16 protein-coding genes are annotated in these 16,953 nt (G+C 66.8%); 9 read left to right on the plus strand and 7 right to left on the minus strand.

What is annotated here, in order from left to right:
- Positions 1-98 precede the first annotated feature (98 nt).
- The 7 genes from ACFVJ3_RS05855 (at position 99) to ACFVJ3_RS05885 (ending at position 7,303) form a co-directional block, all read left to right on the plus strand.
- Positions 99-1,085 (plus strand): phosphotriesterase, encoded by a 987-nt coding sequence (locus ACFVJ3_RS05855; RefSeq protein WP_378451173.1) that lies wholly within the window; start codon positions 99-101, stop codon positions 1,083-1,085.
- A 49-nt stretch (positions 1,086-1,134) separates the two neighbouring features.
- Positions 1,135-2,088 (plus strand): phosphotriesterase, encoded by a 954-nt coding sequence (locus ACFVJ3_RS05860; protein WP_378451174.1) that lies wholly within the window; start codon positions 1,135-1,137, stop codon positions 2,086-2,088.
- A 14-nt stretch (positions 2,089-2,102) separates the two neighbouring features.
- Complete coding sequence (locus ACFVJ3_RS05865) at positions 2,103-3,230, plus strand: FAD-dependent oxidoreductase (protein WP_378451175.1); 1,128 nt, start codon at positions 2,103-2,105, stop codon at positions 3,228-3,230.
- Positions 3,231-3,246: 16 nt separating this feature from the next.
- Positions 3,247-4,167 (plus strand): alpha/beta hydrolase, encoded by a 921-nt coding sequence (locus tag ACFVJ3_RS05870; protein ID WP_378451176.1) that lies wholly within the window; start codon positions 3,247-3,249, stop codon positions 4,165-4,167.
- A 1-nt stretch (position 4,168) separates the two neighbouring features.
- Complete coding sequence (locus tag ACFVJ3_RS05875) at positions 4,169-5,110, plus strand: MBL fold metallo-hydrolase (protein WP_378451177.1); 942 nt, start codon at positions 4,169-4,171, stop codon at positions 5,108-5,110.
- Positions 5,111-5,133: 23 nt separating this feature from the next.
- Positions 5,134-6,867 (plus strand): CocE/NonD family hydrolase, encoded by a 1,734-nt coding sequence (locus tag ACFVJ3_RS05880; protein WP_378451178.1) that lies wholly within the window; start codon positions 5,134-5,136, stop codon positions 6,865-6,867.
- Between the two features lie 70 nt (positions 6,868-6,937).
- A complete protein-coding gene (locus ACFVJ3_RS05885; protein WP_378451179.1) occupies positions 6,938-7,303 on the plus strand; it encodes an HNH endonuclease in 366 nt (121 codons plus the stop codon).
- Positions 7,304-7,327: 24 nt separating this feature from the next.
- Here the strand turns inward: ACFVJ3_RS05885 and ACFVJ3_RS05890 are convergent, their stop codons facing one another.
- Positions 7,328-9,508 carry a catalase gene (locus ACFVJ3_RS05890; RefSeq protein ID WP_378451180.1) on the minus strand — a complete coding sequence of 727 codons (2,181 nt, stop codon included), beginning with the start codon at positions 9,506-9,508 and terminating at the stop codon, positions 7,328-7,330.
- 191 nt (positions 9,509-9,699) lie between these two features.
- Between ACFVJ3_RS05890 and ACFVJ3_RS05895 the strand changes: the two genes are divergently transcribed.
- Complete coding sequence (locus ACFVJ3_RS05895; RefSeq protein ID WP_378451181.1) at positions 9,700-10,149, plus strand: hypothetical protein; 450 nt, start codon at positions 9,700-9,702, stop codon at positions 10,147-10,149.
- A gap of 374 nt (positions 10,150-10,523) precedes the next feature.
- Here the strand turns inward: ACFVJ3_RS05895 and ACFVJ3_RS05900 are convergent, their stop codons facing one another.
- Positions 10,524-11,258 (minus strand): GAF and ANTAR domain-containing protein, encoded by a 735-nt coding sequence (locus ACFVJ3_RS05900; protein ID WP_378451182.1) that lies wholly within the window; start codon positions 11,256-11,258, stop codon positions 10,524-10,526.
- Between the two features lie 99 nt (positions 11,259-11,357).
- The gene (locus tag ACFVJ3_RS05905) at positions 11,358-11,717 is read right to left on the minus strand and encodes a YtxH domain-containing protein (protein WP_378451183.1); all 360 of its coding nucleotides are present in this window, start codon (positions 11,715-11,717) and stop codon (positions 11,358-11,360) included.
- Between the two features lie 251 nt (positions 11,718-11,968).
- On the opposite strand from ACFVJ3_RS05905, the gene ACFVJ3_RS05910 reads away from it, so the two are divergent.
- Entirely contained in the window at positions 11,969-12,949 is a 981-nt protein-coding gene (locus ACFVJ3_RS05910; protein ID WP_378451184.1) for a LysR substrate-binding domain-containing protein, read from the plus strand.
- Here ACFVJ3_RS05910 and ACFVJ3_RS05915 read toward each other — a convergent pair.
- Genes ACFVJ3_RS05915 through ACFVJ3_RS05930 form a run of 4 tightly spaced genes read right to left on the minus strand, consistent with a single transcriptional unit; the run spans position 12,918 to position 16,947 of the window.
- A complete protein-coding gene (locus ACFVJ3_RS05915) occupies positions 12,918-13,751 on the minus strand; it encodes a carbohydrate ABC transporter permease (protein WP_378451185.1) in 834 nt (277 codons plus the stop codon). The two genes, ACFVJ3_RS05910 and ACFVJ3_RS05915, sit on opposite strands and share 32 nt — an antisense overlap.
- The gene (locus tag ACFVJ3_RS05920; protein WP_378451186.1) at positions 13,741-14,700 is read right to left on the minus strand and encodes a carbohydrate ABC transporter permease; all 960 of its coding nucleotides are present in this window, start codon (positions 14,698-14,700) and stop codon (positions 13,741-13,743) included. Before ACFVJ3_RS05920 ends, ACFVJ3_RS05915 begins: the two co-directional genes overlap by 11 nt.
- 10 nt (positions 14,701-14,710) lie before the next feature.
- Positions 14,711-15,574, minus strand: a complete 864-nt coding sequence (locus ACFVJ3_RS05925; RefSeq protein ID WP_378451187.1) for a metallophosphoesterase — start codon at positions 15,572-15,574, stop codon at positions 14,711-14,713.
- Positions 15,571-16,947 carry an ABC transporter substrate-binding protein gene (locus ACFVJ3_RS05930; protein WP_378451188.1) on the minus strand — a complete coding sequence of 459 codons (1,377 nt, stop codon included), beginning with the start codon at positions 16,945-16,947 and terminating at the stop codon, positions 15,571-15,573. The genes ACFVJ3_RS05925 and ACFVJ3_RS05930 overlap by 4 nt, the downstream gene beginning before the upstream one ends.
- Positions 16,948-16,953: the final 6 nt, after the last annotated feature.

Below are 16,953 nucleotides of genomic sequence, written 5' to 3' on the forward strand. Positions count from 1 at the left end.
ATGTCGGTTCATTCACTCACTTGACAGTCCGTAATGTGAATCTCTACTGTGATGCGCAGCACGTCATGCAGACATGACGTTGACGAAAGGAAGTGCCGATGAAGGGCTCCCAGACCGCCGAGAGCAACACCGTCAACACCGTCCTCGGCCCGGTTCCCGCTGCCGAGCTGGGAGTCGTCTCGGTTCACGAGGCGCTGCTCTCCGTGGTTCCCGGCGCAGAGCATGCGTTCGACATCGCCATGGACCGCGCCGAGATCTTCGAGATCCTGGCGGCGAAGCTGACGGATTTCCGAGACCACGGCGGACGGACGATCGTCGACAGCACCGGAATGTTCCACGGTCGCGACGTGAGGCTGTACCAGGCACTCTCCCGCTCGACCGGCGTGCACATCGTCGCGTCGACGGGCATGGGCCCGGAAGAGATGCTCGGCGGCTATTTCCTGACGCCGCAGACCAATCCGCCTACGCCGTGGCCCGCGGAGAAGTTCGCCGACCTCTTCACCAAGGAGATCACCGAGGGCATGGTGATCCCACGTGTCGAGCGGTGGGGCGCCGCGGGTCTGGTGACCACGACCGCGACGCGCGAAGGCATGACCCTCACCGACGAGAGCCTGTTCCGCGGCGCCGCCCGGGCCGCGCTGCAGACGGGAGTCGCGGTCTCCCTCCGCTACGGGAGGGACGCGGCGGCCGACCTCGAGATCGTCGCGGACGAGACGCTACCGGCCCATCGCGTCGTCGTCGGCGGGCTCGACCGCAAGGACGCGGTCGCCGCCGGCGCACCACTCGAGATCGCCCGCCGCGGCGCCTTCGTCGCACTGGACCACGTGGGCTCCGAAAATGATGCGCACATCGCCGACGACGAGCGCGCCGCCGTGGTGTGCGAACTCGTCGAGTCCGGGCACGGGAACCGGATCCTGCTCTCGAGCAACGCGATCGGCGTGGCCAAGGGTCATCCGCAGCGCGATCTTCCGTTCAGTTACGTCCTGTCGACGTTCGTACCCCTCCTCACCGCGCAGGGGCTCGGCGACGCGGACGTCCAGCGCATCCTCGTGGACAACCCGCGCGAACTGCTGTCGGTGCGCTGACCGCGCGAAATCCACAATCGAAGTTTCGTCTTTCCCGAAGGGGAGTGTTGTGTCGAGAGTCAATACAGTTCTGGGGCCGATCCCGACCGAGGAGTTGGGCATCGTCGCCATCCACGAGCACATCGGATACGGCATGCCCGGCTCCGAGCTGGATACGAGGTGGTGGAAGACCCCCGAGGAGCGGTACCAGGAGACCGTCCCGAAACTCCGCAAGTTCCACGATTACGGGGGCGGGACCTTCGTCGACGTCACCGGAATCTGCAACGGTCGTGACGTCGACTACTACAAGTCGCTGTCCGCGAAGACCGGCGTCCACATCGTCGCCTGCACCGGATTCGTCGGCGGCGACACCGCCCTGCCGTTCTTCGAACGGGCAAGCGTCGACTACCTGACGCGGCAGTTCGTCCACGAGATCACCGTCGGCATCGGGGACACCGGCAGCCGCGCCGGCGTCATCAAGGTCGGGGTGAGTCGCGGTGGCCGAATGACGGAGCTGGACAAGCGAATCTACCGAGCCGCCGCCCGCGCTGCCCTGAGCACCGGAGTGCCGATCCTGACCCATCTGGCCATCGACGCCGAGAACGCCATCGCGATCTTCCACGAAGAGGGCCTGCCGCTGGACCGCGTGCTGTTCGGGCACGTCGACGACGGCGTGAACGCCGAGAAGACCCGCGACACCTGGATCGCCGAGCAGGGCGGTCGCGTCGGCTTCGACACCTTCGGGTACGAGACCGAACTCGAGGACCCGCCGTTCTGGGCCCGCCCGCGCAAGGAGCGCCTGGACCACTTCCTCCGGTTCCTCGCCCGGGGCCACCTGAACCAGGCGCTTGCCGGCGTCGACGCCAACTGCAGCCCGCTCGGGTGGCCGGGAGTCAAGGGCCACACCGTGAACTACCTCTTCGAGGACCTCATCCCCGACCTGCGTGAGGCCGGCATCGACGAGGCCACGATCACCACGCTGTTCGTCGAGAATCCCGCCGATTTCTTGACCATCCAGAACTGACAAGGACGAGAACCATGCAGCCAACGGATCTGAAGAACTTGAACATCGCCATCGTCGGCGCGGGATACGCCGGCGCTGCGGCAGCCAAGGCCCTGAGCCTGCTCGGCGCCGACGTCACTGTGTACGAGCAGGCCTCCGCGGTTCGGGAGGTCGGCGCCGGCATCGGTCTGCGTCCTTCCACCATGAACCGCTTCCGCCAGTGGGGGATTTTCGACGCGATCGCGAAGGTCAGCTCGCCGAGCGACTACTTCGAGATCCTCACCGCCACCGGCGATCCGATCATGAAGGAGGCGTGGCCGGGAATCGACGACTTCGCCGCTGAGACCAAGACGCACCTGATCCACCGCGGAGACTTCATCGACGCACTCCTGGGCGTGCTCCCCGAGGGCATGGTGCACCTCGGTCACAAACTCGAGACCGTCGAGGACAGGGGCGATCGCTCCGTCCTCACCTTCGCGAATGCCGAGACCGTCGAGGCCGATCTGATCATCGGCGCCGACGGAATCAAGTCGGTTGTGCGCCAGCAGCTTTTCAGCGAGAAGGACCCGGTGTTCTCCGGGGAGCACGCCTACCGCGCGGTGATCTCCGTCGACGACGCCCACGGGATGGTCGTCGACGACAACCTCCGGATGTATATCGGCAGGGGTACGAAGGTCTACCTGCTGCCGTTGCGCCACCGGGGTCAGGTGTCCTTCGACATCACCGCGCTGTGCCCGGACGGTACCTGGGCGCCGCAGATCACGAAGGACGACATCGTGGCAACCGTCGAGGGCTTCGACGAGCGGATCGTGAGCATCGCGCGCGGCCTCGACCTGGACACCGTGAGCATTCGCGCGGTCTACGACATCGACCCGGTCGAGCGTTGGCACTCCGACTCGGTCGTCCTCGTCGGCGACGCGGCGCACTCGATGCTGCATCACCAGGGGCAGGGTGCGAACTCGGCGATCCTGGACGCCGGCGCACTCGCCGACGCCCTGCAGGAGGCCGGCTCCGTCAAGGAGGCGCTGGCGCTGTACCAGGCGACCCGCAAGCCGGTGACCGACGAGCTGCAGCGCATCTCGCGTCAGGGGTGGACCGAGGACGAGGTCGACGACGTCTTCCCCGGTCAGAAGCCCGCCACTCAGCAGCCCGTCGCGAAGTAGAAACGAGGTCACCGAAATGCCGCTACACCCCCAGATCGCCCAGGTGATCGCCAACCTGCCCGCCCCGCCCGAGGGCCCGCTCGACCCGGCGGCCATGCGCGCCGGCGAGGAAGCACAGGTCGCTCCCGTCGAGGAGCGCCTGCCGCTTCACGCAGTCGAGGACACCACCGCAGGGGACGTGCCGGTCCGGATCTACACCCCGGTCGACGCCGACTCCTACGGACTGCTGGTGTACCTCCACGGCGGCGCGTTCTTCCTCGGAAGCCTGGACACGCACGACCACGTCGCGCGGTCCCTGGCGAAGGAGACCGGGATGAAGGTCGTCTCCGTCGGCTACCGCCGGGCGCCCGAGGCGGCGTTCCCGGCCGGCCTCCAGGACTGCCTCGGGGTGGTGCGGTGGGTCGCGGAGAACGGCGCGGCCCTGAAGTGGGACGGCTCGACGCTCGCGCTGGCCGGCGACAGTTCGGGCGGCACCTTCGTCGCCGCCGTCGCCGCGATGGCCCACGACGAGGGCTTCGATCGCATCACGCACCAGGTCCTGTTCTACCCGTCCCTGGACCTGGACTTCGACATCGACCGCTACGACTCCCTGCGGGAGAACGCCGAAGGATACGGCGTCGAGACCGCGGGGCTGAAGGCCTTCAACGCCTTCTATTTCGACAGCGGTGCCGATCCGGCAGACCCGCTCGTGTCGCCGATCAAGCGCGACGATCTGACCGGGCTGCCCCCGGCGCTGATCGTCACCGCCGAGTTCGACCCCATGCGCGACGAGGGTGAACTCTACGGCGAGCGGCTGAACGAGGCCGGAGTGAAAGCGACGGTCAGCCGCTATGCCCGCGCCAATCACGGTTTCGTCCAGAACTTCTCCTGGATCCCGGAATACCGGAAGGTGTTCGAGGAGACGGCCGACTTCCTTCAGTCCACGTCGGGGGCGTGACGTGACGCAGGACGTGAAGATTCACCCCCTCGTCTCGCCGTGGGGTCGATTCGGCCTGTACAGCTTCTTCATCGACGCCCCCGAGCCGGCGATCGTCGACACCGGGATCGCCTCGTCGCCCGCCGAGGGAATGGCCCCCGCGCTCGAGGCTCTCGGTCGCCGGATCGAGGACGTTCGCTGGATCCTGTTGACTCACGGCCACATCGACCACCTCGGCGGGGCACACGCTCTGTGGGAACTCACGGGCAGGCGTGCCCGGGTCGTGATCCACGCGGCCGACGCGCACCTGTTGCGATCGCGGCAGGCGCACGTGGACGAGTACGTGGCGGTGCGTGGGCAGTACCTGAACGACCCGCAGGGCGCTGCGAAGCAGACGTCGACGGCGCAGGCGGTCATCTCGGGAGAGATGGAGCCGTCCATGTTGCTCCGGGGCGGCGAGACCCTGTCCCTCGGTGGAGATGTCACCGTCTCGGTGCATGCGATCCCGGGCCACACCGCCGGATCGGTCGCCTATGTGGTCGACGGCCAGAACTCCGTGTTCGTCGGCGACGCCGTGCAGGTCCACGGCGCCGCAAACGGCTTTCCCGGCTACGAGGATCCGGTCGCCTACCGGTCGAGCGTGCAGTATCTTCGTGACGAGATCCGTCCGCAGCAACTGTATCTGGGGCATCCGTACCGCCGGGCGGACGGTGTGGCCTATGGTGTCGAGCTCGACAGCGAGCAGGCGCGGCAGGCCCTCCAGGAGAGCTTGGACATTCAGGCGCGGGTCAGCGACGTGGCCCATCGGCATCTGCAGAACGGTCTGCAGGAGACGGACTCGGCGTACTCGCCGTTCGCCCGTGTGGCGGAGGAACTCGGCTACGAGGGGGACCCCACGCTCGAACCGTCCCCGTTCTTCACGACGCTGCACGGCCATCGCACGCAGTTCGACCAGAAATTTTGACAGAGAAAGAGAGTCGTGCACTCATGACGGATTTTCGAACGCTTGACGCGGGTGGGCAGAAGATCGCCGTCCGCAAGGACCTCCGGGTGCCGATGCGGGACGGGGTCACCCTCGTCGCCGACTCGTACTCCGGTGTGGAGGACAAGCCCCGGCCCGCGCTGGTGGCTCTGAGCCCGTACGGCAAGGAACTGCAGGCCCTCGCGCTCACCACGCCGCCGCAGCGACGCCCCAGCCCGATGTGGGACGGCTGCATCGAGGCGGGCGACATCGCACGCGTCGTCAAAGAGGACTACGTCCACGTGATCGGCGATCTCCGCGGCTCCGGCGGCTCCGACGGCGAGCACATCGGCAACTACAACGCCGGCGGCGTGTCCCTGGGTCAGGACGCGTACGACTTCATCGAGTGGGTGGCCGAGCAGCCGTGGTGCGACGGTAACGTCGGCATGATCGGGATCTCCTACTTCGGTTCGATGCAGGTGCTCGCCGCCGCGGAGCGTCCGCCGCATCTGAAGGCGATCTTCGTGAGCGGCGGTCACTACGACTTCTACGAGACCACCTACCACGGAGGCATCATGTGGTTCATGCCGCGTGCCGCGCGCGAGGGCCGCGGCGGCGACTCCGGCTGGGCCTTCACCGACAACGTCAAGTCCCGCATGCTCGAGACGTACTCCCCCGAGGAGATGAAGGAACGCGTCGGCCAGCGGCTCGAGGATCCGGATGTGGCCGCCTGGCCGAACCTGGTCCACGTGTTGAACTACCCGAAGCACCACGAGGCCTGGTTCGACATCGTCATGAACGACCTGGACGGGGACTGGTACGAGGAGCGCAACCCCACCACGCTGGCCCCGAACATCGACATCCCCGTCTACCTGCAGATCGACCAGGGCCGCGGCTGGACGGTCGACGGCACGATCGAACTCTTCGACGCGCTGAAGGGCCCGAAGAAGCTGGACATCGGTCCGTACCCGCCCATGCAGTCGCGCCCCTTCATCGAGGAGCACGACAAGATGTTCCGCTGGTACGACTACTGGATCAAGGGCATCGACAACGGGATCATGGACGAGCCCGCGGTGAACGTCTTCGTCGAGGGCTCACGGACGCACGTCACCGGCAGTCAGTGGCCGCCGAAGGACGTGGAGCACCAGTCGCTGTACCTGCGCCCGCGCGGCAAGCTGTCCACGGAGCCCGAGCCGATGGGTGCGGAATACGCCGCCCCTGACGGCTTCTACCAGGCGCCGCTGACGGTCACCGACACGGTGGCGATGCTGCGCTGGAGCACCGAGCCGTTCGAGGAGCCCACGGAACTGATCGGCACCGGCGCCGCACACATCTTCGCGGAGATCGACCAGGAGGACACGAATTTCATCCTGCGCCTGTGGGACGAGGCTCCGGGCGGCAAGCGTCAGCTGATCACGTCCGGGTACCTCAAGGCCTCGCACCGCGAGCTGGACGAGCGCACCACCGAGGGCAACCCGTACCACCCGCATACCCGCGCCGTGCCGGTCGAGCCGGGGACGATCGAGGAGTATGTGCTGCGCCTCTACCCGTTTGCCGCGACGTTCCAGCCGGGACACCTTCTCACGGTGGAGCTCTCGAACAACGAACCGCTGGCCGACGCGCACAACGCACTGCTGCCGCCGGATGCCTTCCATCTGCCGGTGGGCCGCCCGGTCACCCACAAGATCTACCGGGACGCCGCGCACCGGTCCCGCCTCGTGCTGCCGTTCACGACACACACGGCGGAGGAGACCATGTAGCGACAATGGTTTCGGCCCGCGGACCGGCGGAGCACTGGCGATCGGTGAGCGGATCGGTCACGATCGACGGGTGGACCGCACCGCCAGACTCGCCCTCGCTGTCGACAGACAGGGCGGACGATGCCTGTGGTGCGGCCGCCTTTTCGGACCGTTGATTCCGCCGACCACCGAACACCTCGTGCCACGACTCAAAGGCGGTCCCAGCATCGCGGCCAACGAGGCCGCCGCGTGTCCGCGGTGCAACTCGGACCGCGGACACACCGGTCCGGTCGACTGGCTCGCGCAGTGCCGGAGCCGACACGGCTGGGCTCCGCAGGCGAGCCTGCTCGCGACGCTCCTGACCGCGCTGGACCTCGAACTCGACACCGTGGGTGGGCATCGCCGCGCCAAGCGGTACCTGTCCGGCCAACTGCGACGCTGCCGGAGCAGCCACTGATGGGCCGGCCCCCCACGGATCACGTCACACCTGGCGCTCCCAGACCCGGTGGGACTTCATCAGCGCAGTGATGCCGTCGAACAGTGCGGACGCGTCGTCGGCGATCACGATGCCCGGAGCCTCGGCCGGGATATTCGCCGCTTCGAGGAGGCCGCGACCGGCGGCCCATCCCCCGATCGCCTTGCAGTGCCGGAACGCTTCCGTCAGCAACACCTGCACCCGCGGGTCCGACGCCGGCGCCGCGACGAGAATGGCGTCGAACTCCACCGACCGCATCGTGAGGAACGTCCGGGACACCGGCACGGCGCCCTTGCCCGACCCCAATTCGCCACCGTGCGGTCCGATGACGAGCGGCACCATGCCGTTCTTACCGATCGTCTCGACCGCGTCGGCCACCTCGGACAGATCCGACTCGTCGTCGGCGACGATGCCGATGATCCGACCGTCCAACGGCCACTCGGCACCGACCTGCGACAGCGCGGGACTGGGCGTGGGAGCCACGTCGTAGGCGACGGTCGGTTCCGGCGCCGGGAGGCCGAGACCCGCGGCCACCTGCTCGCACAGTCCGGGGTCGATGTTCGCGACGACCCCGAGGGCGCGCTCCTTGATCACCTGCTCGTAGCACTTGCCCAACTCGAACGTGTAGGCCTCCGCGACGTGCGCCTGCTCGACTGGGCTGAGGCTGGCGTAGAACAGTCGGGCTTGCGAGAAGTGGTCGTCGAAGCTAGCGGGGGCGGCGCGTAGTTTCGTCGACTCCGGCATCGGCACCGGCACCTCGACGAAGGCCGTGTCCGCGCCGGCCAGGAACGGGCAACCGGCGTCGAGAGAATTGGGCCGATACGGCGCGACACCGGGATGGACTCCCGTCTGGTGCATGCCGTCGCGCAGCATGTCGTTGACCTCGGCGTGGGGCCGATTGATCGGTATCTGCCCGAAGTTGGGCCCACCGAGCCGAGTGATCTGGGTGTCGAGGTAGGAGAACAGCCGCGCCTGCAGAAGCGGGTCGTCGGTGACGTCGATCCCGGGAACGAGGTGCCCGGGATGGAACGCCACCTGCTCGGTCTCGGCGAAGAAGTTCGTCGGATTCGCGTCGAGCGTCATCAGCCCGATCGGCTGCACGGGGGCCAGTTCCTCGGGCACCATCTTGGTCGGGTCGAGCAGGTCGATGCCTTCGAACGTCTGGTCCGGTGTGTCCGGGAACGCCTGGATGCCCAGTTCCCATTCCGGGTACGCGCCGGACTCGATCGCGTCGGCGAGGTCGCGGCGGTGATAGTCGGGGTCCATGCCGTTGACGATCTGCGCTTCTTCCCACACCAGTGAGTGCACACCGAGTTTCGGCTTCCAGTGGAACTTCACAAGCGAACTCTCGCCCGCCGCGTTCACCATCCGAAAGGTGTTGACGCCGAAGCCTTCCATCATCCGGTACGACCGCGGGATGCCGCGGTCGGACATGTTCCACAACGTGTGCGCGGTGGCTTCGGTGTGCAGGGACACGAAGTCCCAGAACGTGTCGTGCGCGCTCTGCGCCTGCGGAATCTCGCGATCGGGGTGCGGCTTGGCGGCGTGAATGACGTCGGGAAACTTGATGCCGTCCTGGATGAAGAACACCGGAATGTTGTTTCCCACCAGGTCGAAAGTGCCTTCGCCGGTGTAGAACTTGGTCGCGAACCCTCGGGTGTCGCGGACGGCGTCGGCCGACCCTCGGGAGCCGAGGACGGTGGAGAACCGGACGAACACCGGCGTCTCGACGTCCTTGCCGAGGAACGCCGCCTTGCTGATCGGCTCGGCGGAACCGTATCCGCGGAAGACGCCGTGGGCGGCCGCACCGCGTGCGTGCACCACCCGCTCCGGGATCCGCTCGTGATCGAAGTGCGTGATCTTCTCACGGAGATGGTGGTCCTGGAGCAGTGTCGGTCCCCGGGTTCCCGCCCTGAGCGAGTGATCGGTGTCGTACAGCCGCGCGCCCTGGGCCGTGGTGAGGTGCTCACCCTGCTGACCGCGGGCCGTGTCCGGACCTTCGACGGGTTGCCCGGTTGCGGTGCCCAGCGCGGGAGCCCGCTGATCAGGCTTGGGGGGCAACGGCTCGGTGGGTTCCGTGGGCTCGGCGAGCGTCGGGGTACCGGAGCCGGGAGTTCCGGGAATGGGTGGGTTCTTCTTGGGCACGGCGTAGCTCCTCGCTGGAAATCCGTGGGATCGGCGCCGCATCGTTGCTGAACGGTCCGCTCTTCTCGGAGTGCCCACACGTTCGCAAAACGAATCAAGATGAGCGCTGCACCAAACCTTGTCCCATCGAGAGACGCGGTTTCGCATTCACGTCCCAGGGCATAGCTACAACAGATGTCCACCACAAAACGAAGTAGGAATCCGGCGTTCTGCGGCGTCGGGAAGGAGTGATCATGGGTACCGAAGCAGGCAAGCAGTTGCACGAAGAACCACAGTCCGAGCGTGGCCCCGAGGGCTCACGAGACGCGGGCCCGGACCAGGCTGGAGCAGGCCAGACAGACCGTAAGCCGGGGTCTCTGGATCAGGAAGAGGTCACCTCCACCGCGGAGCCGGGCACGAACCCTGCGCCCGCAGGCGGTTCGCTGCCTCCCGGCGATGCGGAGCCGGCGACACCGCCGTACGACGGCCGGACGACCAGCACGAAGGAAGGACGCCCGGAGCACGACGACCATGTGGACTCCGGCGGAATGCAGTCACCGAAACCCGGGCAGACCCCACGCGGCGCGGTGGCATCGCCGGCCGAGGAGAAGCCCGCCGCACATGCCGCCGAGACCGAGGGCAGCGACTCCGGAGTGGGTCCCGCGCATCAAGGAGGCGTCGGCAAAGCCGAAGACAAGAAGTGACAGAGGGTCGACGCGGATGCTGTCGAGCTCGTGCGGTCCCCGTGGGCGATGCTGTCACTTCGACGGCGGGGCGGCCGCGCCGGCTCTCGGTTCTGAACCGGCGCAGCCTGAGCCCTCTGATGATCCGGAACATCACAGCACCTGACGGTTGAATACCCCGATGCCACACGGCTGAACCCGAGATCGGGCCCGCCCGCCGGTGTCATCGATCGGACCTGGAGGCGCTGCAGCGGTCGTCGAGGGTGGCTTCGAGATAGGTGATGGGTCCGTCTGCGAGGGTTGATCGCTCGCCTGCAACCGCAGACCGTTGACCTCCGTCACGAGGGGTTTGGATTGTCGGTGACCGCGGACGACCACGCCTACCCCGAACACGTTCAGATGCCCGGCGGACGCTCACTCTCCACCATCTTCCGGGCCACGTCATGGAGCGGCTCGTTCGTGTTTTGAGACTGCGCCTTCAAGATGGCAAAGGCCCGTTCGGTGTCGATCGAGTAGCGTTCCATCAGCATTCCCTTGGCCTGGCCGATGACGTCGCGTGAGGCGATGGCATCGCGGAGTTGCTGCTCACGGAGGGACGCGATCAGCGCGATCGCGGCATGCGTGGCCAGGGAACCACCGACGCTGACTGCGGCATCGTCGAACGCGTGTGCCCGGGTCGAGTGCAAGTTCAATGCACCCATGGTCTGTTCGGTGGCGTAGAGCTGAAACGCCAGCATCGATCGTGCGCCGGCCGCCGCTGCTGCCGGTGCGAACCGCTGCCACCGGGTCTCGTGTTCCATGTCCGGCACCAGCACGGTCTCGTGTTCCCAGATCGCCTGAATACAGGGGCCGTCACCCAGTCGGTGCTGCAGGTCGTCGATCGCCTTCGGAAGCTCCGACGTTGCAGCTCGGGACTCGGGCGAGGAGCCCCTGGTCACCAGGGTGATACCCGCGTGCTCGGCGCCGGGCACGATCTCGATTGCCGCCCGGATGATCAACTCGAGGGTGCCGTGAATGCTCGCGTGCTCGGCGCCCAGATCCCTCGCCACCCGTTCGAGCTCCGCCCGCAATCGCCGCTCGAATCCACCACGGCCCTGCCCGCCGTGGATGTCGCCTCCGAATCCGCCCATAGATCCATAGTCGCCACTGCATTCGACGGACGCAATCACAATGCGATCGAATGGCGTAGCCGTCGACGCGCATCAACTGCCGCACCGCCGCCTGCCCGGTCAGTTCGGGCCCTGGGTGTGCTTGCCGTCCGTAGGCGGAGTAACGGTCGCCGGTGCCGTGGCCGTCGGAGTGGGGGTTGTAGCTTCACCCAGTGACACCCCGTTGGTGGGGACGCTCGCCGAGCCCGTGTCGGTGCCGTGGTGGGTAGCCTTCTTCGCTAGTTCGCCGACCTTGTGCTGCACCTGCGGAGCCTTGTCCTTCACGGTCTCCGTCGCGTTGCTCACCTTCTCCTGCACGGTGGGGTTGTGCCAGAGTTCGAGCGACTGATGCCTCATCTTCTCGTAGGTTTGTCGGCCGGACCGAGTGCCCACGACGAAGCCTACGGCCGCGCCCGCTGCGAAAATCAACGCTTTCTGCATGACATCTCCTGTTTGTCGTGTGGCACGAGCGGTCAGCCGAATCATCGGCCGAACGCCCTCCTACACAGCTTGCCCTCAGCTGCCGAGCCCAAACCGTCGGTCCGGGTCGTCTGTTCCCGAGACGTTCGTTTACCGGTCACGTCCGCGGCGAGGACCGTGCCCGCGCAGTTCACCCCTGGTTTCGGCTCGACGCTAGCCTTGTAGAGCGAGCTACCGGACATCGAGGCGGCGCTCGTCGCCGGGGAGTGACTATGGAGTTCAGACATCTCGTCGCGTTCATCACGATTGCCGAGGAACTACATTTCGGTCGGGCCGCCTCACGGCTGCATCTCTCCCAGCCGTCCCTCAGCGCGCAACTACAGAAGCTCGAGAAGTCTCTCGGGGTGAGACTCGTGGCGCGGAACTCCCATGAGGTCAGGTTGACCTCCGCAGGCCGGGAATTCGTCGCACAGGCCAGGCTGATCGTCTCCCAGATGGAGAGGGCGGCGCGGATAGCGAAAGCCACCGCGGACGGCCGCTCGGGAACCCTCGACATCGGATACAACATGCCGGCCAGTAAGCACGTCCTGCCGGCGGCGCTGGCCCGGATGAGCGCAGAGCACCCGGACGTCGTGGTGTCGTTGTGGGAGAAGCGAACCGGACCGCAGCTCGTCGATCTCGCGGACGGCACGCTCGACATCGCGCTCGTGTACGGGCATCCGCGGACGGCCGACTTCCGGTACCGCCGGGTCTTGCGGAAGATTCCGCTCGTCGCCATCGTAGGCAAGGGCCACAGATGGGCGGGGCGGGCTGCGGTTCCGTTCGCGGAGTTGGCGACCCAGGCGTGCGTGATGTTCTCTCGCGATCAGTGCCCCGCAATGTACGACTCCATCTTCGGTGCGGCGTCCGACAGTCGGATCTCGCTCGATGTCGCCCAGACCGCCGACGACCCGGGTGCGACGGCGCACATCGTGTCGGTCAAGCCGTTGGTCGGGTTCGCGTCGCTGCCGCGCGCCAGTTCGGGCGGACTCGATGCGATGGGCGTGAATACTGTGGCGGTGAGATTGGTCGATCCGATTCCGACGATCGACTTGTATGCGGTGTGGCGGGCCGTCGAGGTGAATCCTGCGGTGTGCTCCTTCCTCGACTGCGTCGACGATTCCGACGATCTGGACCGCGGCGAGGACCGCCTGGTCGCCGTTCCGCCCCGCGTTCCGAGACCTATTTCAGACCGGAACGGACGAACGCGTTGACGATGTGCCGCTGCAGGACGACGTAGAGCGCGAACACCGGTAGGCACGCCAGACCTGCGACGGCCATCATCGGCCCCCAGTCGTTTCCCTCGGTTCCCATGAAACTCCTCAGCCCCAACTGCACGACGGCGTTGCTGCGCTGCAGGACCACCGCGGGCCAGAAGTATTCGTTCCAGGCATTGATGAACAACAGGATCGACAGCGCCGCCAATGCGGGACGCAGATTCGGCACCACGACGGTCCAGAGGATCGACCACGACGAACGGCCGTCCAGCTTCGCCGCCGCGACCAGTTCTTTCGGGAAGCCGGCCATGTGCTGGCGGAGCATCAGGACACCCAGCGCGGAGCACAGCGTCGGCACGATCACGCCGGCAAGGTTGTTGATCAGTCCCATTTGGTACAGCAGTACATAGTTGGGGAGCATCGTGACCTGGAAGGGCACCAACCAGGTTCCGACGAACGCGAGGTAGAGCAGCCGCTGGAAGCGGAACGAATACATCGCGAACGCGTACGAGGCCAGCAGGGCGACGAGGAGCTGACCAGCTGCCGAGACCGCGGAGACGGCGAACGTGTTGGCGAGCAGTCGGATCACGTCGACCTTCTCGGTCGCGTCCACGTAGTTCCCCAGTGACAGCGGCCACGGAACGGGGGAGAGGGAGCCGACGTCGTCGGGCCGTCGCAGCGACGTTGCGAGCAGCCAGTAGATGGGAAATATGCACACGCCTGCGATGGCGACGAGGACGGCATGCCCCCGCGCCCGCCGCCACAACGGCTCGGGTACGAGTGACTCGCTAGTCGTCATGGAACGAGATCCTTTCCGAGATCCACACGAGAACGCCCGCAACGAGACCGAATCCGATGAACAGCATGATGCCCGCGGCGGCGCTCAGGCCCGCGTCGAAGCTGTGGAACCCGTAGTCCCACAACAGATAGTAGATGTTGGTCGTCGCCCGCGACGGTCCGCCCTGAGTCAGGGTGTCGATGAGCGGGAAGGTCCACTGCGCGCTCAGCAGCACCGTCATGAGTCCGAGGAACACCAGCGTGGGCGACAGCAGCGGCAGGGTGATCCACCAGTCGATCTGCCGCCGCGTCGCCCCGTCGACCTGCGCGGCCTCGGCGTAGTCCCCGCTGATGCCGGCCATCCCGGCCGACACCACCAGCACGGCGAAACCCATGAAATGCCACCCGGTGATGGCGACGATCACCCACTGCGCCGTCGCCGGTTCGTGGATCCAGTTGGTGTCCGAGCCCAGCACCCGGTTCACGATTCCGGCACCCGGGTCGAGGAGCCATTGCCACACGGCCGCGCTCGCGACCGGGGCGACGAGGAAGGGCGCGAAGATCAGGCTCTGGTAGATCGTCCGGGCTCGCCCGTGCACGCCGCGGGTGGCGAATCCGACGACCACCGGTAGCACGAGCGTGAACGGCAACAGCCCGACGATGAGGACGACTGTCCGCCAGACGGAGTCACCGACCGCCGGCAGCTCGAGCAGCCGGCGGTAGTTGTCCGTGCCGACGGGAACCATGGGAGTGGTCGGAAGCAGGTTCCAGGAGTAGGTGGAGAGTTGGGCCGCCTGAACGAGCGGGCGGTATGTCCACACGACCAGCAGCGCGACCGCAGGCGTGAGATACAGGTAGGGGGCGGCCGCCCGCACCACCCCCCGGAGGGGGTGGTGACGGACGGCCGGGACCGCCGCCGGCGCCTGAGCGGGTACTGCCACGTCAGCGAGGTCCGGTACGGCAACGAACACGATCGCCTCCTCAGCCCGCCTCGAGCGCGAGCGCACGCAACCGGGCAAGCATGTCCTGTTCGGGTATGTCGTAGACCACCTCGGCCGGGGTCGCCTCGACCGCGGTGGCGACCACCGTGGATTCGAGGACGTCGATTCGGCTGAACCCGTAGCCGGCGACGCCGCGGTGACTGTCCTTTGCCGCGATTGGATCCACCCGGTAGGACAGGGCCGGGCCGACCCACACCGGGATCCCTGCCACCGCCCCTGAGCTCGTCACATGGGAGTGCCCGCAGAGGATCATCCGCACATCGGAGCCGGCCAGAACCGCCTCGAGCCGGTCGGGGTCTCGAAGGCGCAGGTAGTTCACGGTGGCGACCGGTGACGGAATCGGCGGGTGGTGAAGGACGAGGAGCGTTCCCCGCTCACTGGTCTGGGACAGTTCCTCGTCGAGCCACGCGAGCTGCGCGTCCGTCAGCCAACCCTCGTGCCTACCGGGCGTGGTGCTGTCGAGCACGATCACCCGGAGACCGTGGATGTCGTGGACTGCGTCGTGCGGGGCCTCGAGATCACCACTGCCGGAGTCGAGTCCGAGCAGTTCGGCGTGGAAGGCGGTGCGGTCGTCGTGATTGCCCATCGCGTAGACGATTTGCGCACCGAGTTCGGCGGCCGCCGGCTCGACAACCTTCCGCAACCGCCGGTAGGCCTCCGGTGCCCCGTTGTCGCTGAGATCGCCCGACAACACCACCGCGTCCACGCGCTGCCGGGATCCGACGATGCGGTCGAGGGCGCGGGTGAGGTTGTCGAGGGTGTCGATCGTGCCGTGGACGAGGTCGCCCGCGGCGCGGATGTGGGTGTCCGTCAGGTGAATCACCGTGACGTCTGCGGGGGTCACTGGGTGGGCAGAAGCGCGGTGGCCTGCTTCTGGGCGGCGTCGAGGGTGGATTTCGGGTCGGCGTCCTGGTAGACGACCGCCTCGACGGCGTCCATCATGCCGTCTCGCATCTGCAGGTAGTTGTTGCCGGGCATCGAGATCCACGGCTCCATCGAGCCGAGCTGGGCGATGTTAGGCGCGAGCAGCGGGTTCTTCTGCGCCCAGTCCTTCAACCCGGCCGGGTCGTCGACGAGTCCGGTGCGCAACGGGAGGTACCCGATTCCCTGCGCGATCTTGGTGTAGGCCTCTTCGCTGGTGAGGTACTTGATCAGCTCCCATGAGGCGCGCTGCTTGGCGGGATCGGATGCGAATGTAAACAGGGACGCTCCGGAGTTGGTGGGAACGGGGGTCGTGCCGGCGAAGGAGGGCATCGTGGTGGCGCGCAGGTCCCACTTGTCCTTGGCGCCCTTGACGAAGGTGCCCTGGATCGCGCTGGTCTCGAGGATCATGCCGATATCTCCGCGGGCGAAGGCCTCGTAGCCCTGCTGCTGGCTGAGCTTGGGTGTCGATCCCGACTGCACCAGGTTCTGCGCCATGTCCGCGACCTGCACCGCGGGGTCGTCTGCGAACGTGAGCGACGACCGGTCCTCGGCGATGACCCGTCCGCCGTTGGACCGGACGAGGCTCTGGAAGCACCAGTCCTTCGCGGTCTTGGTCAGGCAGTCGAGGTAGACGCCGCCCTTACCGGTCTTCGTCGTGATCGCGTCCGCCGCGGCCGCGACCTCGTCCCACGTCTTCGGTGGTGCCGCGGGGTCGAGCCCGGCCTGCTCGAACAGTGTTGCGTTGTAATAGAACACCGGGGTCGAGAAGACGAAGGGCACGCCGTAGGTGGAGCCTTCCCAGTCACCCAGGGTGCGCGCAGTCGGGGCGTACGGGTATTTCGCACCGTCGAAGTTCTTCTGCACCGCGTCCTTGCCGACAAGGTCGTCGAGCGAGTGGGCGCCGAGCTGGTGGATCGTGAAGTCCAGGTCGCTGAACCCGAGCTGCGCGACGTCCGGCGGCGATCCGGCCACCGTCTGGCTCTGGATGCTCGAAATCGTGTCGGTTGCCGGGTTCGGGCTGTTGCCCTGCGGCTTCTGCGCCGTGACGTGGATGTTCGGATTCTGCTTGGTGAAGTCGTCGATCAGGGCGTTGAAGGTATCGGTCCACGCACCCGCCATACCGTAGTTGTAGCTTTCGAACACGATCGACACGTTCTGGTCCGGAGCGAGTTCCGGCACCGGATCGGTGCTGCTCGCCGCGGAATCCGTGGTTGTGGTGCCGAGGCCGCCGCAGGCGGTCAGGACCAACGCGCTGGTCACCAGGGCGCCCAGCCCGGGCAGGGTCTTCTTCACTATGGT

This window comes from Rhodococcus sp. NPDC127593 (assembly GCF_042671975.1).
Taxonomy (GTDB): domain Bacteria; phylum Actinomycetota; class Actinomycetes; order Mycobacteriales; family Mycobacteriaceae; genus Rhodococcus_F.